Source organism: Polaromonas sp. (assembly GCF_039932935.1).
Classification (GTDB): Bacteria; Pseudomonadota; Gammaproteobacteria; order Burkholderiales; family Burkholderiaceae_C; genus Polaromonas.
On record NZ_JBDTPB010000137.1, the window covers coordinates 29,646 to 51,264 of the forward strand.

18 protein-coding genes and 1 pseudogene are annotated in these 21,619 nt (G+C 61.1%); 7 read left to right on the top strand and 12 right to left on the bottom strand.

The window, feature by feature from the left end; all coding sequences use genetic code 11:
• The first annotated feature begins 372 nt into the window (after positions 1–372).
• A complete protein-coding gene (locus ABI546_RS20345; protein ID WP_348049630.1) occupies positions 373–993 on the top strand; it encodes a sce7726 family protein in 621 nt (206 codons plus the stop codon).
• Here the strand turns inward: ABI546_RS20345 and ABI546_RS20350 are convergent.
• Positions 914–2,020 carry a beta family protein gene (locus ABI546_RS20350; protein WP_348049633.1) on the bottom strand — a complete coding sequence of 369 codons (1,107 nt, stop codon included), beginning with the start codon at positions 2,018–2,020 and terminating at the stop codon, positions 914–916. The two genes, ABI546_RS20345 and ABI546_RS20350, sit on opposite strands and share 80 nt — an antisense overlap.
• A gap of 417 nt (positions 2,021–2,437) precedes the next feature.
• Between ABI546_RS20350 and ABI546_RS20355 the strand changes: the two genes are divergently transcribed.
• Together ABI546_RS20355 and ABI546_RS20360 are read left to right on the top strand one after the other, a co-directional pair.
• Positions 2,438–3,037: a phosphoheptose isomerase gene (locus ABI546_RS20355; RefSeq protein ID WP_348049635.1), complete on the top strand. Its 600-nt coding sequence runs from the start codon at positions 2,438–2,440 to the stop codon at positions 3,035–3,037.
• Positions 3,034–3,693, top strand: a complete 660-nt coding sequence (locus ABI546_RS20360; RefSeq protein ID WP_348049637.1) for a BON domain-containing protein — start codon at positions 3,034–3,036, stop codon at positions 3,691–3,693. Before ABI546_RS20355 ends, ABI546_RS20360 begins: the two co-directional genes overlap by 4 nt.
• Before the next feature lie 86 nt (positions 3,694–3,779).
• On the opposite strand, the gene ABI546_RS20365 is transcribed toward ABI546_RS20360, so the two are convergent.
• The 4 genes and pseudogenes from ABI546_RS20365 to ABI546_RS20380 all read right to left on the bottom strand — a co-directional run bounded on the left by ABI546_RS20365 (position 3,780) and on the right by ABI546_RS20380 (position 5,748).
• Complete coding sequence (locus tag ABI546_RS20365) at positions 3,780–4,694, bottom strand: NAD(P)-dependent oxidoreductase (RefSeq protein ID WP_348049639.1); 915 nt, start codon at positions 4,692–4,694, stop codon at positions 3,780–3,782.
• A gap of 43 nt (positions 4,695–4,737) precedes the next feature.
• The gene (locus ABI546_RS20370) at positions 4,738–5,136 is read right to left on the bottom strand and encodes a tautomerase family protein (RefSeq protein WP_348049641.1); all 399 of its coding nucleotides are present in this window, start codon (positions 5,134–5,136) and stop codon (positions 4,738–4,740) included.
• Between the two features lie 34 nt (positions 5,137–5,170).
• A pseudogene (locus ABI546_RS20375) lies at positions 5,171–5,278 on the bottom strand (lactoylglutathione lyase); the annotation flags it as partial.
• Between the two features lie 50 nt (positions 5,279–5,328).
• Entirely contained in the window at positions 5,329–5,748 is a 420-nt protein-coding gene (locus ABI546_RS20380) for a Tautomerase enzyme (protein ID WP_348049644.1), read from the bottom strand.
• A 132-nt stretch (positions 5,749–5,880) separates the two neighbouring features.
• Between ABI546_RS20380 and ABI546_RS20385 the strand changes: the two genes are divergently transcribed.
• Positions 5,881–6,795: a LysR family transcriptional regulator gene (locus tag ABI546_RS20385; protein ID WP_348049646.1), complete on the top strand. Its 915-nt coding sequence runs from the start codon at positions 5,881–5,883 to the stop codon at positions 6,793–6,795.
• A 42-nt stretch (positions 6,796–6,837) separates the two neighbouring features.
• On the opposite strand, the gene ABI546_RS20390 is transcribed toward ABI546_RS20385, so the two are convergent.
• Both ABI546_RS20390 and ABI546_RS20395 read right to left on the bottom strand, forming a co-directional pair.
• The gene (locus ABI546_RS20390) at positions 6,838–7,974 is read right to left on the bottom strand and encodes a PilT/PilU family type 4a pilus ATPase (protein ID WP_348049648.1); all 1,137 of its coding nucleotides are present in this window, start codon (positions 7,972–7,974) and stop codon (positions 6,838–6,840) included.
• A gap of 173 nt (positions 7,975–8,147) precedes the next feature.
• Entirely contained in the window at positions 8,148–9,191 is a 1,044-nt protein-coding gene (locus ABI546_RS20395; protein WP_348049650.1) for a type IV pilus twitching motility protein PilT, read from the bottom strand.
• 46 nt (positions 9,192–9,237) lie between these two features.
• Between ABI546_RS20395 and ABI546_RS20400 the strand changes: the two genes are divergently transcribed.
• On the top strand, positions 9,238–9,939 hold the full coding sequence (locus ABI546_RS20400) for a YggS family pyridoxal phosphate-dependent enzyme (RefSeq protein ID WP_348049652.1): 702 nt from the start codon (positions 9,238–9,240) through the stop codon (positions 9,937–9,939).
• Positions 9,940–10,183: 244 nt separating this feature from the next.
• Here the strand turns inward: ABI546_RS20400 and ABI546_RS20405 are convergent, their stop codons facing one another.
• From ABI546_RS20405 to ABI546_RS20415, 3 genes are all read right to left on the bottom strand, one after another.
• Positions 10,184–10,729 (bottom strand): DUF3617 domain-containing protein, encoded by a 546-nt coding sequence (locus tag ABI546_RS20405; RefSeq protein ID WP_348049654.1) that lies wholly within the window; start codon positions 10,727–10,729, stop codon positions 10,184–10,186.
• Positions 10,730–10,847: 118 nt separating this feature from the next.
• On the bottom strand, positions 10,848–11,987 hold the full coding sequence (locus ABI546_RS20410; RefSeq protein ID WP_348049656.1) for an ABC transporter substrate-binding protein: 1,140 nt from the start codon (positions 11,985–11,987) through the stop codon (positions 10,848–10,850).
• A gap of 207 nt (positions 11,988–12,194) precedes the next feature.
• Positions 12,195–12,674, bottom strand: a complete 480-nt coding sequence (locus tag ABI546_RS20415) for an Lrp/AsnC ligand binding domain-containing protein (protein WP_092130297.1) — start codon at positions 12,672–12,674, stop codon at positions 12,195–12,197.
• A gap of 159 nt (positions 12,675–12,833) precedes the next feature.
• Between ABI546_RS20415 and ABI546_RS20420 the strand changes: the two genes are divergently transcribed.
• On the top strand, positions 12,834–15,944 hold the full coding sequence (locus tag ABI546_RS20420) for an L-glutamate gamma-semialdehyde dehydrogenase (RefSeq protein ID WP_348049663.1): 3,111 nt from the start codon (positions 12,834–12,836) through the stop codon (positions 15,942–15,944).
• Between the two features lie 39 nt (positions 15,945–15,983).
• On the opposite strand, the gene ABI546_RS20425 is transcribed toward ABI546_RS20420, so the two are convergent.
• Both ABI546_RS20425 and uvrA read right to left on the bottom strand, forming a co-directional pair.
• The gene (locus ABI546_RS20425; RefSeq protein WP_348049657.1) at positions 15,984–16,916 is read right to left on the bottom strand and encodes a DMT family transporter; all 933 of its coding nucleotides are present in this window, start codon (positions 16,914–16,916) and stop codon (positions 15,984–15,986) included.
• 65 nt (positions 16,917–16,981) lie between these two features.
• Entirely contained in the window at positions 16,982–19,987 is a 3,006-nt protein-coding gene (gene uvrA, locus ABI546_RS20430; RefSeq protein WP_348049665.1) for an excinuclease ABC subunit UvrA, read from the bottom strand.
• Between the two features lie 327 nt (positions 19,988–20,314).
• Here uvrA and ABI546_RS20435 point away from each other — a divergent pair, with 327 nt between their 5' ends.
• Entirely contained in the window at positions 20,315–21,553 is a 1,239-nt protein-coding gene (locus ABI546_RS20435) for an MFS transporter (protein WP_348049658.1), read from the top strand.
• Positions 21,554–21,619 lie beyond the last annotated feature (66 nt).

Here is a 21,619-nt window from a genome sequence, read left to right on the forward strand (position 1 = left end):
AGCGTGGCTGCCGCTCGGAGAAGTCTAGCAAGGGAATGGGCGTGCTCCCTACTGCCGTCCCAGATATCCAACACTTCCTGGATGAGTTCGTCCTGCGTTTCGGTCGGCCTGGGCACCTCGGTGATGTCTATGTCAGCAAATTTGCATAGGTTGCGGTGTGTGTTTGTCAAACGCACTGGATTCTTTAGCGCACGATGGATGGTGGGCTGGGGGATATTTGTAGCTCTTGAGAGTGACGATTCGCTATGCTTCTGGTCTCTCATGAAGGCGCGGATTTGCCGCACAACACTTTGAACATTCATGCGTATATTATTGCATAATGCATAGATGGCCATAAACTGTGCGATCAACTCTCAAGCCAGCCCAGCACCCATGGACGCCATTGCCCACGATCATCAGCTGCGTGTCCTGCTCAAGGCCCATCTCAGCGACAGGATCACTGCCAGCGACCGGATCTTGGATGAGTTCCAGCTGGCCTTTGGCGCGGTAAGGGCGGACTTGGCTCTCGTTAACGGGCATCTCGAAGGTTTCGAAATCAAGGCTGGCAGAGATACCCTTGCCCGGTTGCCACATCAGGTGGATGCGTACAACAAGGTGTTCGAGTTCTCATGGGTGGTCACTACAAAGGCCCACCTCTCGGAGGTTCGTCGGCTGGTACCACGAGAGTGGGGTCTGATCATTGCTTATGCGGATTCGTCCGGTGGCTCACTAAGGCCGCTGCGGGTCGCCAAACGAAACAGCCTTCGAGACGGAAATCATCTCGCCCGATTGCTCTGGCGCAACGAGTTGCTCTCGAAATTAGAGGAGCTTGGGTTGAGCAGAGGGCTGAAGTCCAAGCCAAAAATTGCACTCTTCGCCGCCTTGGCTGCTGCGCTCTCGGTGGATGATCTTTCTGACTACGTCCGCAATTGCCTCAAAACTCGGGAAGACTGGCGAGTTGATGCAGTACTACATGAATGTGGTGGTTCGTCGCATCTCGGCGCCACTGTGTAGCATTGCCGGGCCCAACCCTTGGGTCGTTTGCCACTTTGTCGTAATTTGTGTCTCCATGACTGAAGGCCGGTTGCATGTAAATCGGTAGCGCCACCAAAATTCCGCATAAATCCTTGTACTGGTCGTAGCCATAGTCGCGCACACTTTTACCTTTGAGGACTTGCCAGTCCTTCCAGTGCGTGTATCGCAGGTTTGCCGACATCACCATCTTTCGCGGGTCCTCATCAAACCCGTCGACATTAGTCACGCCATAGTCACCATACGACAGTTCAATGCTCCCTAGCTCCGCACGGACTGCAACTCGCTTATACAAGTCCCAGTCGCTTCGGAAGAGCTGTTTGGTTCCTTTCTGCACACCTGCAAGATTCACCGGAAAACCGCCGGAGAGAAGCGCTAGCTGGTGCCATGGCCCGAGTGACGCGATTGCTTGAAGTGCCTGGGTAGTACTGACCACAAGCGATTTTGGATCTCCAGTTATGTAGCCGAGATCCAGAACGGCGTCGATTTGGCTGGGCTTCACACCCAAGGCAACTCTGGCGTTAGCAAACCAGCTTTGAGCTTGTGTAGCCGCGGGCACTTCTCCCTGCGGGGTCGCGCGATATCGCAGTAGCCAACGGGTCTTTTTGTAAGTTTTGGCAATGCTAATGAGGGCCGCCTGTTCGGAAGCGCTGGCCTTATTGCTCAAGACTGGAATGGCCTTGACTCCGGCTGCCCATAGTTCAGCAAACAGGTATTCCCAAGGGGTACCTGAATTGGAGACGAGTGAATCGTTGTCGTCGATAACTTGATCGACTGCAAGTTCGTGGATCGTCCCCCAGCTCGCTACAGTCGCTTTGACAATATCGTCGATGTGCTTATTCCACGACTTCGTGTACTTCTTTTCCTCCCAGTTATACGGCCGGTCTGGAAGATCAACGATTGGCAATAGGCGAGACTTTTGACCTAGCGTGAGCTGCTTAACTGCAAATTGTTCGCCCTGTTTCCACTTCAGTGCCGGGAGATACCGCGGCGTGCCATTCTCTGTCATATGTGAACCGCCCCTTTTTTGCCGAACATTCTGTTACGAATACTCCACGGTTTTACTCAATTGCGCAAGGCTGCAAAATTTCACAAGAATGATGTGATCCAGTTCACAAAAACGGCACGAAACCTAGCCGGCGCAGCGTGGGTAAGCCACGCTTGGGAAATTGTTTGCGGGGATTGGAAAGGGGAGCGAGGGGTGAGGCAATCGGGACTCCAAATGCTTCAGTGTGCCTCTGCATATGGCAGGGCCTGGCTGCGGGCCTTCTCGAAGAAAGTGGTTTGGGCTTAATCAAAATTGAGACGCGCTACGTCCAGCCATGCTCGTAAGTCATTGATTTGTATAGTCGCTCAAATCAATCTTTATTGTTTGAAATCAGACTTAATTATTAGCCACAGCAGCCCGACCCGCTATCATTGGCCCATGCTTGAACAACGTATAGAACAACAGTTCATCGACAGCGCCGACCTCAAATACCAGGCGGCACAAGTGCTGTCCAAACCGATTGCGGCCGCGGTGCAGGCGATCCTGGCGAGCGTCACCAGCGGCGGCAAGGTCCTGGCTTGCGGAAATGGCGGCTCGGCTGCCGACGCGCAGCACTTTGCCGCCGAGTTTGTCGGTCGCTATGAGCGTGAGCGGCCCGAGCTCGGCGCGATTGCACTGACGACAGACAGCTCCATTCTCACGGCCATCGCCAACGACTACGACTTCTCGGTCATTTTTTCGAAGCAGGTGCGCGCCCTGGGCGGCGCCGGCGACGTGTTGCTGGCCCTTAGTACCAGCGGCAATTCAGCCAACGTGCTGGCGGCCATCGAAGCGGCTCACGAGCGTGAGATGACGGTGGTGGCGCTGACAGGCCGAGGCGGCGGCAAGATGACCCATGCCCTGCGCGAAACCGACGTGCATATCTGTGTGCCGCATGAGCGGACGGCGCGCATCCAGGAAGTGCACCTTCTAATCCTTCATTGCATTTGTGATGGTGTGGACACTCAATTACTTGGTGATCAGGAGACCTCTGTATGAAATTTGCCTCGTTGAAACGGCTGAGTTTGGCCATCGGCGCCATGGTGTTGGCTGCCAGCAGCCTGACAGCCTGCTTTCCTTTGGTGGTGGGCGGCATGGCCGGGGGCGCGCTTGTCGCCACCGACCGCCGCACCTCGGGGGCGCAGCTGGAAGATGAAGGCATTGAATTGCGTGCCGCGAGCCGGATTCGCAGCAACGTGGGCGATCGTGCTCACGTCAATCTGACCAGCTACAACCGGCAGGTCCTGTTGACAGGCGAAGTCCCCAATGCCCAGGACAAGCAACTGGTCGAGCAGATCGTTTCGCGTGTGGAGAATGTGAGCTCGGTGGTCAATGAGCTGGCTGTCATGGGCAGTTCCAGCCTGACGCAACGCTCGTCCGACGCCCTCGTCACCGGCCGGGTCAAGGCGATGCTGATTGATGCACGTGACCTGTCGCTGAACGCCTACAAGGTGGTGACGGAGCGTGGTACGACCTACTTGATGGGCCGCGTGACGCAGCGCGAGGCAGACCGCGCGACTGAAGTCGTGCGTTCGACGCCCGGTGTGCAAAAGGTCATCCGGATATTTGAGGTCATCAGCGAAGAAGAGCTGGCCCGCATGCAGCCGGCCAAACCTGCAGCGCCGGCTAACCAGGCCAAGCCCGCGGGGAGCTGATGCATTGGAGGCTGCGCCGGCAGGCCGCCGGTGCAGTCGATGACTCCGTAGATAAACAGGCGCTACTTCAGCGCCTTTTTTTTCGCTTACTTCAGGCGCTTGATGAGGCTGGATGTGTCCCAGCGCTGGCCGCCCATGGCCTGCACGTCGGCATAAAACTGGTCCACCAGGGCTGTCACCGGCAGGCGTGCACCGTTGCGCTTGGCTTCTTCCAGCACCAGGCCCAGGTCCTTGCGCATCCAGTCGACGGCAAAACCAAAGTCAAACTTGTCGTCCACCATGGTCTTGCCGCGATTGTCGAGTTGCCAGCTTTGCGCGGCGCCTTTGCCGATCACGTCCAGCACCTGATTCACATCCAGTCCGGCTTTCTGGCCGAAAGCGACGGCTTCGCTCAGGCCCTGAACCAGGCCGGCAATGCAAATCTGGTTGACCATCTTGGTGAGCTGGCCTGCGCCGCTTGGCCCCATCAGTGTGAAAGCTTTTGAAAACGCCATGCCTGCAGGTTTCACTGCATCAAATGCAGCGGCATCGCCGCCGCACATCACGGTGAGCGCGCCATTTTGTGCGCCGGCCTGGCCGCCCGAGACGGGTGCGTCGATAAAGTGCAAACCTAGCTTCGCCGCCAAGGCATGGAGTTCGCGTGCCACGTCGGCCGAAGCCGTGGTGTGATCGACAAAGATGGCGCCGGGCTTCATGCCGGCAAATGCACCGTCCTCACCCAAAGTGATGGAGCGAAGGTCGTCGTCATTGCCGACGCAGCAAAACACAATGTCGGCTCCCGCTGCGGCCAGGCGGGGCAGGGGGGCATGCGCCGAGCTGGGTGTTGCGGCAAATTCGGCGCACCAGGCGACAGCCTTGGCTGGGCTGCGGTTGTACACCGTGACTTGATGACCGGCCAGCGCCAGGTGGCCGGCCATGGGGTAGCCCATGACGCCGAGGCCCAGGAAGGCGACTTGCCGTGAAGGAGCAGGCGAATAGGTCTTGGCTTGGGTGGAGGACATGGGTACTTTCGGAGTCAGATGAAAAAAACGAGGGAAGAAAGACTCAAATTTTAGGGTCGACTGGCGCATAGTGCGCAAGACCCTGCCCAAAGGACCAGTTCTCGCGTGCGGTTTCCACCAGATTGATGATGATGTCGTTAATGCCAATGTCGGTGGCTGCGGCAACCTCCCGGGCAATGGCGGCGTACAGGGCTCGCTTCATTTCCAGGCTGCGCCCCGGCGCGCAAATAATCTGGACAAACACCACCTGGCGACTGTGCGGGACGTCCAGAAACTGTGGTGTACAGACCAGTTCGTCGTCGGCCCGCCGCGTGATGGTCTGAAAGCGGTCGTCAGCAGGCACATTGAATGTCGTCACCATGGCCTGATGAACAATGTCGGAGATTGAGGCCACCTGGTTGGCGGGTGTGGTGGCGGGTAGATCGATTCGTACCAGAGGCATGGTTAAAACTCCTTGAAGCAGAGGGTTGAAGAAATCAGTGGGCAGCGCGCTGGATCAACTCGATCCTGTCGCCGTCCGGGTCTTCGACGAAGGCGATGATTTCGCCTGCATCGTGGCGCATGGGGCCGGGATACCGGGTGATGGCCGCACCCCAGACTCCCGACAAGGGCAACGCCCCATTAGTGGGCGGCCTCAGGCCGCGGCCTGGATGGCCGCACCCAGATCCGCATTGGTATAGGCCTGGCCGCCAATACCCCATGTTCCGTCCACGGTGTAAACCACATTGACGAAGGTACGCGAGCGCGGGTGCGGCCCCACCTTGAGCTTGTCGATGATGTCGGTCACGGCGCTGACGAACGCCGTCTTGACAGCCTGGTCGGGGAAGGTAACGGCGGGAATCTTGATTTCGATCACAGCCAGAGACTGCGCCTTGGCGTCGGCAAAGCTGTGGCCCTCTGGGTAAATGTCCAAATGACCAATGACAACCGGCGCGATAAACGCGTTGCCACGCAAGCCGTGCACTTCAAGCAGGGCGTCTGCCACCTTGGCAAAAACCTCACGCTCACCTTGCGAGGTGAGAAGTCCATGGCTGAGTTGGATGGAAATGGGCATGTTGGGATCGCTTTCAATCAGGAAAAGTATTGGGAAGGAACATGTTGCAAGCAACAGACGGAACTGTGGCGCTCACGGTCAAACGGCGAAACGCCTTGTGTTGCACAATGCTTATGCAAAAAAAGCACAAGCATGAACAATCTCAGCCTTGACGACTTTCAGTTGTTCGCCCGGATCGCCGCGACACAATCACTCTCGGATGTGGCGCGCGAGCGAGATATCGCCGCCAGCCAGGTCTCGCGCGGGTTGCGGCGCATCGAGACCGAATGCGGGCTGCGCCTGGCGCACCGCACGACTCACGGACTTTCACTCACCGATGACGGCGAGGTCTTCCTGGAGTATGCGCAGCGCATCCTGACCGAGCAGCAGTTGCTGCGCGACCACATCGGCCAGCGCAGCCAGGCGGCCACCGGCACGGTCCACATTGGGGTGGGCCAACTGTTGGCCGAGCACGTCCTGATTCCCCGCCTTGGCGGGTTGCGTACGCTGCATCCGGGGCTAACCATTACCTTGCACATTGATGATCGGCTGGTCAGCATGGCCGAAGAAGGCATTGACATTGCAGTGCGCGCTGGCGTTCCTCCCGCTGAGACTCTCGTGGCGCGTCTGCTGGGCACGCACGGTCGGGCCTTGTATGCCGCCCCCGGCTACCTCCGCAAACATGGCGTACCGCGAGTGCCCGCCGACCTCGGAGCCCACACCTTGATCGGCAATACCGTTTCGCCAAGCCACAATCGGTGGGACTTCCTGGTCGATGGCGTTTCGACTGCACTGGAGACCCAGGCGCAGATACGCGTTAACAGCAGTTCGGCGGTACTGTCATTGGCGTTGGCAGGCGCAGGTATAGCGCGCATCAACGACGTACTGGGCCGCGGTCTGGTGGCGCAGGGCCGACTCAAGTCCGTGCTCGCCCGCCATGTGGTGCCGGGCGAGCATCATATTCACGCGGTGATACTGGCCGAGAGGCACAGAGCGCCCAAGATTCGCGCCACCATGGACTACCTGCAAACCTGCTTTTCGGAATTCAGGGCTTTGCCTGGCAAGTAAACCGGCGTCACAGCCGTGAGGCCGCAGGCCGATTCACTGCGGTCAAACGATGGCGAAGTTTTCGGTGCCTGCCGCCAGGTCGACGGACTTGGCGCGTTGCGAATTCAGCTTGATCTGCAGGCGCAGGTCGTTCACCGAGTCGGCGTTGCGCAGGGCATCTTCATAGGTGATGAAATGGCTTTCGAACGCGTCATACAGGGCCTGGTCAAAGGTCTGCATGCCCAGGTTGCGGCTTTTCTTCATGATTTCCTTGATCTCGGAAACCTCACCCTTGAAGATCAGGTCGGAAATCAGCGGCGAGTTGAGCATGACTTCCACAGCGGCAAAACGGCCCTTGCCGTCTTGCTTGGGTACCAGCCGCTGCGAAATCATGGCCTTGAGGTTAAGCGACAAGTCCATCAGCAGTTGGGTGCGGCGTTCTTCGGGAAAGAAGTTAATCACACGGTCGAGTGCCTGGTTGGCGCTGTTGGCGTGCAGTGTGGCCAGGCACAGGTGGCCGGTTTCTGCGAACGCGATGGCGTGCTCCATGGTTTCGCGGTCGCGGATCTCGCCCATCAGGATGACGTCGGGCGCCTGACGCAGCGTGTTTTTCAGGGCCGCTTCCCAGCTGTCGGTGTCCAGGCCCACTTCACGCTGCGTGATCACGCAGTTTTTGTGCGCGTGGACGAACTCCACCGGGTCTTCGATCGTGATGATGTGGCCGTACGATTGCTCGTTGCGCCAGTCGACCATGGCGGCCAGCGTGGTGGACTTACCCGAGCCGGTGGCGCCGACCAGGATGGTCAGACCGCGCTTGCTCATCACCACTTCCTTGAGGACCTGCGGCACACCCAGCCCGTCAATGGTGGGCAGCACGGCGGGAATGGTCCGCATCACCATGCCGACCTTGCCTTGCTGGATGAATGCATTCACACGAAAACGCCCCACACCGGGCGGCGAAATCGCGAAATTGCATTCCTTGGTGCGCTCAAACTCAGCCGCCTGCTTGTCGTTCATGATGGAACGGGCCAAAGCGAGCGTATGGCCGGCATTGAGCGGCTGCGGCGACACCTTGGTCACCTTGCCGTCAACCTTCATGGCCGGCGGGAAGTCGCCCGTGATGAACAGGTCACTGCCGTTACGGCTGACCATGAGTTTCAGCAAGTCGTTGATGAATTTACTGGCCTGGTCGCGTTCCATTTGCGATACCTTTCAAACAGATTCTGTAGCCGGCAACACGGCAAGGGATAAGGGCTCTTCAACCAGACAAGGGCCGCGGGACTGGCTTCGCCAGACCGCAGGCGCAGCGGCCCCCTCGGGGGGCAGCGCATTACACGAAGTCGAAGACGCAGTGAAAAGCGTGGGGGCCATATTCAGCCTGGGAAATTCTCAGGGATTTTGGCTTTGCCGCGGGCTTCCGCGGCGGAAATCACATTGCGTTTCACCAGCTCGGTCAGATTCTGGTCCAGCGTCTGCATGCCCACGCTGTTGCCGGTCTGGATGGACGAATACATCTGCGCGACCTTGGCTTCGCGGATCAAATTGCGGATCGCGCTGGTGCCGAGCATGATTTCGTGCGCCGCCACACGGCCCGTGCCGTCCTTGGTTTTGCACAGGGTTTGCGAGATCACCGCCTGCAGTGACTCCGACAGCATGGAGCGGATCATTTCCTTTTCTTCGGCCGGGAACACGTCAATGATCCGGTCGATGGTCTTGGCGGCGCTGGAAGTGTGCAGTGTGCCGAACACCAGGTGACCGGTTTCAGCGGCTGACATGGCCAGGCGAATGGTTTCGAGGTCGCGCATTTCGCCCACCAGAATGGCGTCCGGATCTTCCCGCAGGGCCGACTTCAGCGCGGCGTTGAAGCTCAGGGTGTGCGGGCCGACTTCACGTTGGTTGATCAGGCACTTTTTGGACTCGTGCACAAACTCGATCGGGTCTTCCACCGTGAGGATGTGGCCGTACTCGTTTTCATTCAAAAAGTTCACCATGGCCGCGAGCGTGGTGGACTTGCCAGAGCCGGTAGGACCGGTGACCAGCACCATGCCGCGCGGCTTCATGGCCAGGTCGCCGAAAATCTTCGGTGCGTTGAGTTGCTCCAGTGTCAGGATCTTGGACGGAATGGTCCGCAGCACAGCGCCGGCGCCGCGGTTCTGGTTGAAGGCATTGACCCGAAAGCGGGCCAGCCCGTCGATTTCGAAGGAAAAGTCGACTTCCAGGAATTCTTCGTAGGTTTTGCGCTGGGTGTCGTTCATGATGTCGTACACCATGGCATGCACCTGCTTGTGGTCCAGCGGGTCGATGTTGATGCGCCGCACATCGCCGTGAACCCGGATCATGGGGGGCAAGCCTGCTGACAAATGCAAGTCAGACGCCTTGTTCTTGACGCTAAAAGCCAGCAGCTGCGTGATATCCATCCCAAGACCCTCTAAATGGTTTCTAAACTAAGTTTACAGTTCGATTATGACCACGATTGTGCGTAATCTCCAGCTTGTCCGTGACCGGATAACCACGGCCTGCGTCGCGGCCGGGCGCAATCCGGCCAGTGTGCGGCTGCTGGCCGTTTCCAAAACTTTTGGCGCCGACGCCGTGATTGATGCCGCGTCAGACGGCCAGCGGGCGTTCGGCGAGAACTATATTGGCGAGGGCGTGGAGAAAATTCTCGCGCTACGGCAGCAACCGGCGCTGCAGGCGCTCGAATGGCACTGCATAGGTCCGGTGCAAGGCAACAAGACCCGTTTGGTGGCGGAGCATTTCGACTGGGTCCAGTCGGTGGACCGTTTCAAGATCGCCCAGCGCCTGAGCGAGCAACGGCCAGCCGACTTGCCGCCACTGCAGGTTTGCCTGCAGGTCAATGTGGACGGCGGCGCCAACAAGTCGGGCCTGGCCCCTGAAGACGTTCTGGCGTTGGCGAAAGAGATCGCGCAATTACCCCGCCTCGTTCTGCGCGGCTTGATGGCCATACCCGAGCCTGCTATTGATTTTGTAGCTGCTTGCGCAGTCCACACAAGGACAAAAGCCTTATTTGATGAAATAAACGCCACAGGCGCATTGCCTGCGCCCATGGACACCCTGTCGATGGGCATGACCGCCGACCTGGAGGCGGCCATCCATTGCGGGAGCACCATGGTGCGCATCGGTACGGCCATCTTCGGCAAGAGATAGCCCCCACGGTGGACTAGACCCCCCCCTGTCCAGGCTCACTGGCGTGTAGCCTGTTCCCCCCCTCGAGGGGGCGGCGCCTGCGGTCTGGCAAAGCCAGTCCCGCGGCCCCCACTGGTTAAATAGCTCCTGCATACGTCCTGAATCTTCACCCCAGCATGAGCCGCAGGGCCGGCTTTGCCGGACTGCAGGCGGGCGGCCCCCTCGGGGGGCAGGGAGCTACACGAAGTGAGCGACCGTGGGGGCTCTACCTCTTTGGTTTGACGGTGCCGCAGTCCGATGACAACCATTTGCCTGTGGCGTCCATGGTGATCTTCTCGGGCTTGCCTTTGACTGTCGTCGTGGTGTTCATCTTCATGGTGTAGGCGGTGTCGCCGTTGAAGGTCATCACGCCTTCGCCGCTGGAGGGCGGCTGGGTGCAGACATAAGAAATCTTCATGGTGTTGCCGCTGCGCGGTGACTGGGTGGTCTTGCAGGCGCCCTGTTGCTGCTGCGGCAGCTCGTTGCGTTCGGCCATTTCCTTGGTGACGCACATCTTCATGCTCATGCCGCCACCGGCGCTGGGTCCCATGGACATGCCCTGCTTGCCCATCATCTCTTGCATCTGCTTGCGCTGCTCAGGCGACATGCCGGCCAGCTGCTTCTCCATGCTGGCCATGGCTTTTTCCATTTCGCCGGAGCTGGACTGCATTTTGTTGGTAACTTCCCACAAGCCCGGCTTGGTGGTTTGCGCGAGGGCGCCGGTGGACAGGGCCAGGGTGACGGCGGCAAGCAAAGGGGCAGTGAGTTTCATGGGCATTCCTCGTAGGGGGTCAATGGAGGGGTCAAGGTTGAAATCGCATTATTGCCAGGTCGCGCCGCCTGGCAAGTCCCGGGCAGCTTGTGCCTGGCGCAGATTGCAGGGTGCCGCTTCAACGCATGAACTTCCCGCCGCGGCCGATGATGGTCAGGTCGGTGAAGCGCGAGCCTTCGTGGTTCTTGGGCCCGTAGTTCACGGTGAAACCGCCCATGTTGTGGTCGCGTATCGACTCCAGCGCCGTCATCAGGCTTTCGCGGGTCAAATTCTTGCCGGCACGGCGCAGGCCCTCGGTGAACACCCTCGCCGCCAGGAAGCCCTCCATGCTGGAGAAGTCAAAGTCCTTGTGGCCGGCTTCTGTCATGCGCTGCTGGTATTCGCGCACGATGGCCGATGACGGGGTGTACGGGAAAGGCATGACTTGCGAAATCGTCACGCCGGCCCCGGCGTCGCCCAGTTCTTCGGCCAGTGCCTTGGAGCCGACGAAACTCACGTTGAAGAACTGCCCGCCATAGGCCTTGGTCCGCGCCTGCTTGATCAGCGCCGCGCAGGATTTGTAGGCGCTGATCTGAATGACCGCTTCGGGCGCGGCCTTGAGGATTTCCGCCAGCGGAGCGGCAACGTCTACGCTGTTGCGCTCGACGGTCACGCTGGCCGTCGGCTTGAGGTTGCGCTTGGTCAGGGCCCGCATGACGCCTTCGAGTCCTGCTTTGCCGTACGAATCGTTTTGGTAAAAGATGGCGATTTTGGTGATGCCGACCGTGCTCAGGTGTTGCACGATGCGCTCGGTTTCGTCGAAGTAGCTGGCGCGCACGTGGAACAGGTTGCGGTTGAAGGGTTCGCGCAACGCCTGCGCCCCGGTGAACGGCCCGATCAGCGGGATGCCCGCCGCGTTGATGGCCGGCACCGCCGCCAGCGTGGTGGGCGTGCCGACCGAGCCGATCAGCGCGAACACCTTGTCTTCTTCGATCAGCGCCTTCACGGCAGCCGCGGCTTTTTCGGGTTCATAGCCGTCGTCGCGAGAGATCAGTTTGAGCATGCGGCCGCTGATGCCGCCTGTGGCATTGACTGAATTGAAGTGCGCCAATATGCCCAGCTCCATGCGCTTGCCCAGCTCGGCCGCGGGGCCGGTCTGGGCGGCGAACTGCCCGACGCGAATTTCGGCATCGGTGACGCCGACCTCTGCGGCGTGGGCGACATGGGCGGAAAAGGCCAGCAGCATTGCGCTGCACAAGAACCATGGCTTGAAGTTCATCCTGGATCCTCCCAGCTCAATGAGCCGATGTTGTCTGGCTACGACCTGCCTATGCAAATCATTTCTTAGGTCTTCAAGGTAAGCGAAGGCCGCTGTCTTGGCAACACCGTTAGCCCCCGGGTAGACGGTTTAAAGGCCGAATTTGTGAAAAAGACCCATACAAGGGGAGTGATTTCCGCATTTTTCTGCGCGGATCCCCTGCCGCCGCTACACCCCCAGCGCCAGCCGGGTGGTGTTTTTGACCTCTTCCATCACCGCGTAGGTGCGGGTTTCGCGCACGCCCGGCAGTTGCCAGAGCACGGTGCCGGCAAACGAGCGGTAGGCCGCCATGTCGGCCATGCGGGTCTTGAGCAGGTAGTCAAAGCCGCCCGCCACCATGTGGCACTCGGTGATTTCGTGGTGTACCTGCACTGCGGCCTTGAAGGCCTCAAACACATTGGGCGTGGTGCGGTCCAGCAGCACCTCGACAAACACCATCATTCCCGCGCCCAGCTTGAGCGGGTTCAGCAGGGCTTCATAACCCAGGATGTAGCCGTCCCGAGTCAGCCGCTGAACCCGGGCCAGGACGGCAGTGGGTGACAGGGCCACGCTTTCAGCGAGCTTGAGGTTTGAGATTCGCCCGTCCTGCTGCAGAACATTCAGGATTTTCAGGTCAATGCGGTCAATTTCTGGTGATGCTTCAAACATGGGTAGTGAGTTGTTCGGTGAATTTGCTAAATTTAGCGGGAAATTCAGCATTAATCCAGAGAACATCGATGCATTGAACTGAGTATCGTGCTTCCCACCGCCTTTTTCACTGCGTTTGTCACCGAATTTGTCACCGTGAAACCCTCCATGGAGTCCCTGATGCCCCTGCCCGCCGCCAGCCCGCGCCTGCCTTTCCCCTATCGCCCCGAAGCCGACATCGTGGCCGGCCACCTGCAGGGCCTGGCGGGCGCGCTCGACTGGGCCGCGGCGGCGTACTCCGCCCAGCCCTGGGTGCAGGCGGTGCGAGACAACCCGCCGCCTTTCTGGGCCATGGAAAGCCTGCTCAAGGAGTACCCGATCTCCAGCGCCGAGGGCCTCGCGCTGATGCGGCTGGCCGAAGCCCTGCTGCGCGTGCCCGACGCTGAAACCGCGATTGCCCTGACCGCCGACCAGCTCGGCCGCGCCGATTTCGACAGCGCCGGTGACGGCGTGATGGCGCGCCTGTCGGCCTCGGCCATCGCGATGTCCAAGAAATTCCTGCCCGATCCTTCGACAGGCTCAGGACGTACGGATTCAGGGCCCAACATCATGAGCAAGCTGGGCGCACGCACCGTGGTGGCCGCCACCTTGCGTGCGGTGCAACTGCTGGGACGGCAGTTTGTGCTGGGCCAGACGATTGGCGATGCGATGGGTGAAGCTGACGACGCACGTAAAAAAATCCCCAACCTGCGTTTCAGCTATGACATGCTGGGTGAGGGCGCGCGAACTGACGCCGATGCGCTGCGCTACCTGGCCAGTTACACAAATGCTATCAAATCAATAGCTGTCGGCGCTCTCCCAACGGGCGCTACGGAGCAAAATGACGGTATATCCATCAAGCTCAGCGCGTTGCACCCGCGCTACGAAGACGCCCAGCGCGAGCGCGTGATGACCGAGCTGGTGCCGCGCGTGTGGGGGCTGTGCGAGCTGTCGGCCAAGGCCAACATCAACCTCACCATTGACGCCGAAGAGGTCGACAGGCTGGAGTTGTCGCTTGACGTGTTTGAAGCGCTGGCCGCCCTGGTAGCCCAGCATTACCCGCAGTGGCAGGGCTTTGGCCTGGCCATGCAGGCCTACCAGACCCGCGCGCTGGAGCTGATTGGCCACATCGCCGCCATCGGCCGTAAATACAAATTGCGCCTGATGTGCCGCCTGGTCAAGGGCGCGTACTGGGATTCGGAGATCAAGCGCGCGCAGGAGATGGGTCTGCCGCACTACCCGGTGTTCACGCACAAGCACCACACCGATGTGTCCTATCTGGCGTGCGCACAGGCGCTGCTGGCCGCGCCCGATGCGATCTATCCGCAGTTTGCCGGCCACAACGCCGCCACCATCGCCGCGATCTTGCAGATGGCGTCGCGGGTACTGGCCCCCACGCTTGTCGCTTCGCGTACTGCGCTGCCCCCCGAGGGGGCTGTTCCGCCTAAGGGCGGCCTGTCGGCGGAACCCGCGGTGCGGACCCAATTCGAGCTGCAGCGCCTGCACGGCATGGGTGAAGGCGTGTTCCGCGAGGTGCTGAAGAACCCGTTGATCAGCTGCCGCGTGTACGCGCCCGTGGGCGCGCACCGCGACCTGCTGGCTTACTTGGTGCGCCGCCTGCTCGAGAACGGCGCCAACTCCTCCTTTGTGCATCAGCTTGCCGACGAGTCGGTCGGCATGGGCGAGCTGCTGACCTCGCCGCTGCGCCTGGAGCCCGAATCGTCGTTGCCGCTGCCGCCTGCGCTCTACGGCCCCGGCCGGCCCAACAGCCTGGGGCTGGACCTCACGGTGCAGAGCATGCGCGCGCCGCTGCTGGCTGCGCTGGCGGTGACCTCTGTGCCGGTGGTGCCGGAGTTTGATGCCAAATCGGCCTGCAGGGCAGTAGGGACGGGCGCAAGCAGCTATCAAAAGTGGAGCAAAGTTGCGGTGGGCGATCGCGCCGCCATCTTGCGCCGCGCCGCCGATGCGATGGAGCAGCAGATGCCGAAGTTCTGCGCACTGCTGGTGAAGGAGGCCTTCAAAACCTGGGGTGATGCCGTGTCGGAAGTGCGCGAGGCGGTGGACTTCTTGCGCTATTACGCCAATGAAGCCGAGCGCATCATGCAGCCGGTGGCGCTGCCCGGCCCGACGGGCGAGACGAACGAGTTGCGCCTGTCGGCGCGCGGTGTCTGGGTGTGCATCAGCCCGTGGAATTTTCCGCTGGCCATCTTCACCGGCCAGGTTGCCGCCGCGCTGGCCACCGGCAACGCCGTGATGGCCAAGCCCGCCGAGCAAGCACCGGGCGTGGCGTGGGAAGCCGTGAAGCTGCTGCATGAGGCCGGCGTGCCTGAAGGCGCGCTGCAACTGGCGCACGGCCCGGGCGACACCGTGGGCGCTGCGCTGGTGGCCGCTCCCGGCGTGGCCGGCGTGGTGTTCACCGGTTCCACCCAGGTCGCCAAGATCATCAACCGCGCGCTGGCCGCCAAAGACGGTCCCATCGTCCCGCTGATCGCCGAAACCGGCGGCATCAACGCCATGCTGGTCGACAGCACGGCGCTGCCCGAGCAGGTGGTCGACGCCGTGGTGCAAAGCGCGTTTCGCTCCGCCGGCCAGCGCTGCTCGGCGCTGCGGCTGCTGTGCGTGCACGAAGGCATCGCCGACCACGTGATCGAGATGATCAAGGGCGCCGCAGCGGAGCTGGTGGTGGGCGAGACCGCCGAGCTGGCGACGGATGTCGGCCCGGTGATCGACCGCGAAGCCTTTGACAACATCCAGAAGCACCTCCAGCGCCTCGGTTCAACATCAAAAGTGCTTGTAGCCCATACAGAACAAGCGCAAGCGGCTCCTGATTCGATAGCAAATATCATTCCTCCCACTGCCTTTGAGGTGCGCAACCTGGCCGAAGTGAAAGACGAAATCTTCGGCCCCGTGCTGCAGATCGTTCGCTGGGGCAGCGGGGAACTGGCCACGCCGGAAGCCGTGATTGCACAGATCAATGGGCTGGGTTACGGCCTCACGCTCGGTATCCAGACCCGCATCGACTCGCGCGCCCAGGCGCTGGCCGCCAGCGCCCATGTGGGCAACATCTACGTGAACCGCAACATGATCGGCGCGGTGGTCGGCGTGCAGCCGTTTGGCGGGGAAGGCTTGTCCGGAACAGGACCCAAGGCGGGCGGGCCGCACTACCTGTACCGCTTCTGCGCCGAGCAGACCGTGACGGTGAACACGACCGCTGCAGGGGGAAATGCGGCTTTGCTGGCGGGCGGGGTTTGAGTACCCGAGGGCCTGGCGGGGCGCTCGCAGTGCCCAGTCTCAGCCCGTAGCCTTCTTCTCTTCTTTCGTCACCAGCCAGATCCCGTAGCAAACGAGTAACAGGGCCAGGCCGTTTTTCCACTCCAGAAAACGTTCGTCCAGGAACATCGCCGACAGCAAGGTTCCAAAAATCGGCACCATGAAATTGAACACCGTGATCATGCTGACCCGGTTGTACTTCAGCAAGATCGTCCACAGCGAAAACGCCGCCGACGACAGCACCACCAGGTAAACCATCAGCAGGGTGGACTTCATCGTAAAGCCCGACAGCGTGCCGCCGGCGGCGTAGCCTGCCAGCAGCAAGGCGACACCTCCGATGGTGAGTTGCCAGCCGGTCAACACCACCGAGTCCAGGTGCTGCGACACCTTCTTGCCGTAGATGCTGGCAGCCGACAATACAAACGCCGCGATCACCACAGAGCCCTCACCGAGCAGCGTGAAGTCAAACGTCAGCAGCCCTTCGCTGAAGTTCACCACCATCACGCCGGCAAAGCCGACCACACAACCCAGCACCTTGTTGAAGCTGAGCCGGTCGTTCTTGTAGATGTAGTGCGCCAGCAGCACGCTGAAGAACGTGCCGGTGGCATTCATGATGGAACTCTTGACGCCGGTGGCGTAAGCCAGTCCGACGTAGAAGAACAGGTACTGAAGGCTGGTCTGTGTGAGCCCCACCAGCGTCACCTGTCCGAAGGTGCGGAGGTCCAGCTGGAACACGGGCTTCTTGCTCAAGCCCGCAAACACCAGCAGCACCAGTCCGGCAAATGCAAAACGCCAGCCGGCAAACACCAGCTTGGAAGGAATGTCGTTCGCGGCGATGTGAAACAACGCGTAGCCGTTCTTGATGGCCGGATAGGCGCTGCCCCAAAGCAGACAGCACAGCGAGGCCAGCAGGAAAACGACCTTGCGCTGGGTGAAAAAAGAAGGGCTGTTCAAACCACCATCCACTAAGAAGGAAGCAAACGTGCCGGGCGCCGCGACGGGCTGCCCGGCGAAACGCGTCAGAGCAGACGCGCGAGGTAACGGCCGGTGTGGCTGGCCGGGTTGGCGGCGATGTCTTCGGGGGTGCCGACTCCCACCACCGTGCCGCCGCCCGCGCCACCCTCTGGCCCCATGTCGACCAGCCAGTCGGCTGTCTTGATGACGTCGAGGTTGTGTTCGATCACCACAATCGTGTTGCCGGCGTCACGCAGCTGATGCAAGACCTTGAGCAGCAGGTCGATGTCGGCGAAATGCAGGCCGGTGGTCGGTTCGTCAAGGATGTAGAGCGTGCGGCCGGTGTCGCGTTTGCTGAGCTCCAGTGCGAGCTTGACCCGCTGGGCTTCACCGCCCGAGAGCGTGGTCGCGGCTTGGCCCAGCTTGATGTAGGAGAGGCCCACATCGAGCAGGGTATGCAGCTTGCGCGCAATGGTGGGCACGGCCTTGAAGAACTCGGCGGCCACTTCGACCGTCAAGTCCAGAATCTGTGCGATGTTCTTGCCCTTGTACTGCACCTCGAGTGTTTCGCGGTTGTAGCGCATGCCTTTGCAGACGTCGCAGGGGACATACACGTCAGGCAAAAAGTGCATTTCGACCTTGACCACACCGTCGCCCTGGCAGGCTTCGCAGCGGCCTCCGGCGACGTTGAAGCTGAAACGCCCCGCGCCGTAGCCGCGCTCGCGCGCGGTGTTCATCTCGGCCATCAACTCGCGAATGGGTGTGAAGAGCCCGGTGTAGGTGGCCGGGTTGCTGCGCGGCGTACGGCCGATCGGCGACTGATCCACATTGATGACTTTGTCGAAATGTTCAATGCCTTCGATGGCTTCGTGCGGTGCCGGTTCCTCGTGGGCGCGGTACAAGGTGCGCGCCACGGCGGCGTACAGCGTGTCGTTGACCAGCGTCGATTTGCCCGAGCCCGAGACGCCGGTCACGCAGGTCAGCAGGCCCACCGGAAACTCGACGCTCACACCCTTGAGGTTGTGACCGGTGGCGTTAATGACGCGCAGGGCCTGCATGTCGCCCAGCGTGGCCTGGTGAACGGCCTCGCGCGCGGCGCGGCGCTCGGCAGCCGGGCTTTGCGGGAAGCGCGAGACTTTTTTCTTTTCCGCGGCTTCCACGGCCTTCACTGTGGGCAGCCAGGGCGTGCGGTGCTTGGGCACGGCGATCTTCAGCGTCTGCGCCAGGTACTGGCCCGTTAGTGAGTCGGGGTTGTTCTTGACCTCTTCAAATGTGCCTTGGGCCATGACACGGCCGCCATGAATACCGGCGCCCGGTCCCATGTCAATCACGTGGTCGGCGGCGCGGATCATGTCTTCGTCGTGCTCCACCACCAGCACGCTGTTGCCGATGTCTCGCAAATGCTTGAGCGTGCCGATCAGGCGGTCGTTGTCGCGCTGATGCAGGCCGATGCTGGGCTCGTCGAGCACATACATCACACCGGTCAGGCCCGAACCGATTTGCGAGGCCAGGCGGATGCGCTGCGACTCGCCGCCCGACAGCGTCTCGGCGCTGCGGTCCAGGCTCAGGTAGTTCAGGCCCACGTCATTGAGAAACTTCAGGCGCAGGCCGATTTCACGCACGACCTTGGAAGCAATCTCGGCTTTGGCGCCCTGCATGGTGAGGCCGTTGAAGTACGCAAAACTCTCGCGCAGCGTTGAACGGCTGATTTCGTAAATCGCCTTGCGCTTTCCGTGTGCCGAGGCGTCCTGGCCTTCCTCGGGTGCGCTGACCAGGTACACATGGCGTGCCTCTGTGCGCAGGCGCGTGCCTTCGCAGTCAGGGCAGGGCTGCACGCTGCGGTAGCGCGCCAGTTCTTCGCGCACGGCTGCAGAATCGGTCTCGCGGTAACGCCGCTCAAAGTTCGTGATGACGCCCTCGAACGGGTGCTTCTTGCTGATCTTTTTGCCGGCAAAATTACCCGAGTCCATCACGTAGCTGAACTTGATTTCCTCTTCGCCCGAGCCATACAGGACGACTTGCCGCACGTTGTCGGGCAGGTCTTCAAACGCGGCGTCGATGTCGAACTTGTAATGCTTTGCCAAGCTCTCGAGCATTGAGAAGTAATAGCCATTGCGGCGGTCCCAGCCCTTGACGGCGCCGCTGGCCAGACTCAACGAGGGGAAAGCCACCACACGTGCCGGGTCAAAAAACTCCATGTGACCCAGGCCGTCGCAGGTGGGGCAGGCGCCGACGGGTGAATTGAAGGAAAAGAGCCGCGGCTCCATTTCGCTCAGTGAATAGTCGCAGACGGGGCAGGAAAATTTCGCGCTGAAGAGGTGCTCTTTGGCGGTGTCCATTTCCATCGCGATCGCCTTTCCGTCGGCCAGGCGCAGCGCAGCTTCAAAGCTCTCGGCGAGGCGTTGTTGCAGGTCAGAGCGCACCTTGATGCGGTCGATCACCACGTCGATGTTGTGTTTCTCGGTTTTCTTGAGCTTGGGCAGGTCGTCGTATTCATAGGCCGTGCCGTCGACGCGAAAGCGCACATAGCCCTGCGACTGCATCTCGGCGAAGACGTCCACGAACTCGCCCTTGCGGTCGCGCGCCACCGGCGCCAGGATCATCAGCTTGGTGTCTTCAGGCAGCGCCAGCACCGTGTCGACCATCTCGCTTACGCTCTGTGCCTGCAGCGGCAGGTCGTGGTTGGGGCAATAGGGGGTGCCGGCGCGTGCGAACAGCAGGCGCAGGTAGTCGTGGATTTCGGTGACGGTGCCGACGGTGGAGCGCGGGTTGTGCGAGGTCGCCTTCTGCTCGATGGAGATCGCGGGCGACAGGCCCTCGATCATGTCGACGTCGGGTTTGTCCATGAGCTGCAGGAATTGCCGCGCGTAAGTGGAGAGGCTTTCCACGTAGCGGCGCTGGCCTTCGGCGTACAGCGTGTCAAAGGCCAGTGACGACTTGCCCGACCCGCTCAACCCGGTAATCACCACCAGCTGGTTGCGCGGAATATCGAGGTCGATGTTTTTGAGGTTGTGCGTGCGCGCCCCGCGAATGCTAATCCGCTGGGAGGGAAAAGCCCCCACGCTTTTCACTTCGTGTAATACGCTGCCCCCCGAGGGGGCCGTCGCTTGCTCGGGGCGGCCCTTCGCTGCACGAATCGCCTCATCGGGCAGGACATCGGGCTTGAGGTATTTGCTGTCGTCAGGAGAGTTCAAGATGTGCCAGCCGCAAAACTCTCCATCATAGACCGAAGCACTGTTTCAAGCACAATAGCCGGTTGAGCGGCCAAGTCGGCGGGGCTTGTCCGCTTCAAGGGCAATTGCCGGGTCAATCGAGTTTTTGCCCTATTTCAGACCGTTTTCCGCATTTTTCGCCTTCTTTATCCCTTGACTGCGCCTTCCACCCCTTTGTCATTCCCCATGACCGCCTCCGAGCGGCGCGCCAGCGCTTCGCTGGCGTCGATTTTTGCGCTTCGCATGCTGGGCCTCTTTTTGGTGCTTCCGGTGTTTGCGCTGGAGGCGGCCAAATACCCCGGAGGAGATGATCCGGCCCGGGTGGGCCTGGCCATGGGCATTTACGGCCTGACGCAAGGCATCCTGCAAATCCCCTTCGGGATCGCTTCGGACTGGTGGGGACGCAAACGCGTGATCGTTTTCGGGCTGTTCATGTTTGCGTTGGGCAGCTTCATCGCGGCGTGGGCGCCCGATCTGAACTGGCTCATAGCCGGCCGGTCGTTGCAGGGCGCCGGCGCTATTTCGGCCGCGGTGACCGCGCTGCTGGCCGATTCCACGCGTGACGAGGTGCGCACCAAAGCCATGGCGCTGGTGGGCGGCGGCATCGCGCTGATGTTCGCGCTTTCCCTGGTGATGGCGCCGCTGCTGGCCAGCCATATCGGCTTGCACGGCCTGTTCGCGCTAACCGGTACGCTGGCGCTGGCCGGAATCGCGGTGGTCATCTGGTGGGTGCCGCCCGAGCCGGCGCAACACGCCAACCGCCCGCGCGGCAGTGTGCTGGAAGTTCTGCAGAATCCGGCGCTATTGCGGCTGGACTTCGGCGTGTTCGTGCTGCATGCGGTGCAACTGGCCATGTGGATGGCGGTTCCGGCGCTGCTGGTGGGAGCCGGGCTGGACAAGGCCAGCCACTGGCAGGTTTACCTGCCGGCGGTGCTGGCGTCCTTCCTGGTGATGGGCGGCACGCTGTTTCCACTGGAGCGACGCGGCTACCTGCGCGCCGTATTTCTGGGCGCCATGGGCCTGATTGGGATCGTTCAGCTGGGGCTGCTGTGGGTGTCGGCTTCATCGCCGTTCCCGGCTCCGCACAGCCTGGGCGTACTGGCGGGCCTGCTGTTTCTGTTTTTCTGCGGTTTCAATGTGCTCGAAGCCACCCAGCCCAGCCTGGCTTCCCGCTTGGCGCCGGCCCATTCGCGCGGGGCTGCGCTCGGGGTCTACAACACCTTGCAGTCTCTTGGTTTTTTTGCCGGTGGGGCCATTGGGGGCTGGCTCACCAAAACGCAAGGTCCTGGCGGGCTTTTCATGGTGTGCGCCGGCCTGATGCTCCTCTGGCTGGTGGTGGCCTGGCCCATGAAAGCGCCCGGCCGCCAGGCCGCGGCCGTTTCGGGCGATGCTGGTGCGCCGGCAGCCCAGCCAGTTAAACTCTGAAGATAGATCAGGAGAACACCTCATGGCATCCGTCAATAAAGTCATCGTCGTCGGCAATCTGGGCCG

What these genes read in the sequence shown, in the direction of transcription:
- ABI546_RS20415 (WP_092130297.1), bottom strand. Translation starts at nt 12,674, where the DNA reads ATGTTTGAAGCATCACCAGAAATTGACCGCATTGACCTGAAAATCCTG.
- ABI546_RS20380 (WP_348049644.1), bottom strand. Translation starts at nt 5,748, where the DNA reads ATGCCCATTTCCATCCAACTCAGCCATGGACTTCTCACCTCGCAAGGT.
- ABI546_RS20355 (WP_348049635.1), top strand. Translation starts at nt 2,438, where the DNA reads ATGCTTGAACAACGTATAGAACAACAGTTCATCGACAGCGCCGACCTC.
- ABI546_RS20395 (WP_348049650.1), bottom strand. Translation starts at nt 9,191, where the DNA reads ATGGATATCACGCAGCTGCTGGCTTTTAGCGTCAAGAACAAGGCGTCT.
- ABI546_RS20420 (WP_348049663.1), top strand. Translation starts at nt 12,834, where the DNA reads ATGCCCCTGCCCGCCGCCAGCCCGCGCCTGCCTTTCCCCTATCGCCCC.
- ABI546_RS20360 (WP_348049637.1), top strand. Translation starts at nt 3,034, where the DNA reads ATGAAATTTGCCTCGTTGAAACGGCTGAGTTTGGCCATCGGCGCCATG.
- ABI546_RS20390 (WP_348049648.1), bottom strand. Translation starts at nt 7,974, where the DNA reads ATGGAACGCGACCAGGCCAGTAAATTCATCAACGACTTGCTGAAACTC.
- ABI546_RS20365 (WP_348049639.1), bottom strand. Translation starts at nt 4,694, where the DNA reads ATGTCCTCCACCCAAGCCAAGACCTATTCGCCTGCTCCTTCACGGCAA.
- ABI546_RS20405 (WP_348049654.1), bottom strand. Translation starts at nt 10,729, where the DNA reads ATGAAACTCACTGCCCCTTTGCTTGCCGCCGTCACCCTGGCCCTGTCC.
- ABI546_RS20385 (WP_348049646.1), top strand. Translation starts at nt 5,881, where the DNA reads ATGAACAATCTCAGCCTTGACGACTTTCAGTTGTTCGCCCGGATCGCC.
- ABI546_RS20435 (WP_348049658.1), top strand. Translation starts at nt 20,315, where the DNA reads ATGACCGCCTCCGAGCGGCGCGCCAGCGCTTCGCTGGCGTCGATTTTT.
- ABI546_RS20400 (WP_348049652.1), top strand. Translation starts at nt 9,238, where the DNA reads ATGACCACGATTGTGCGTAATCTCCAGCTTGTCCGTGACCGGATAACC.
- ABI546_RS20370 (WP_348049641.1), bottom strand. Translation starts at nt 5,136, where the DNA reads ATGCCTCTGGTACGAATCGATCTACCCGCCACCACACCCGCCAACCAG.
- ABI546_RS20350 (WP_348049633.1), bottom strand. Translation starts at nt 2,020, where the DNA reads ATGACAGAGAATGGCACGCCGCGGTATCTCCCGGCACTGAAGTGGAAA.
- ABI546_RS20410 (WP_348049656.1), bottom strand. Translation starts at nt 11,987, where the DNA reads ATGAACTTCAAGCCATGGTTCTTGTGCAGCGCAATGCTGCTGGCCTTT.
- ABI546_RS20345 (WP_348049630.1), top strand. Translation starts at nt 373, where the DNA reads ATGGACGCCATTGCCCACGATCATCAGCTGCGTGTCCTGCTCAAGGCC.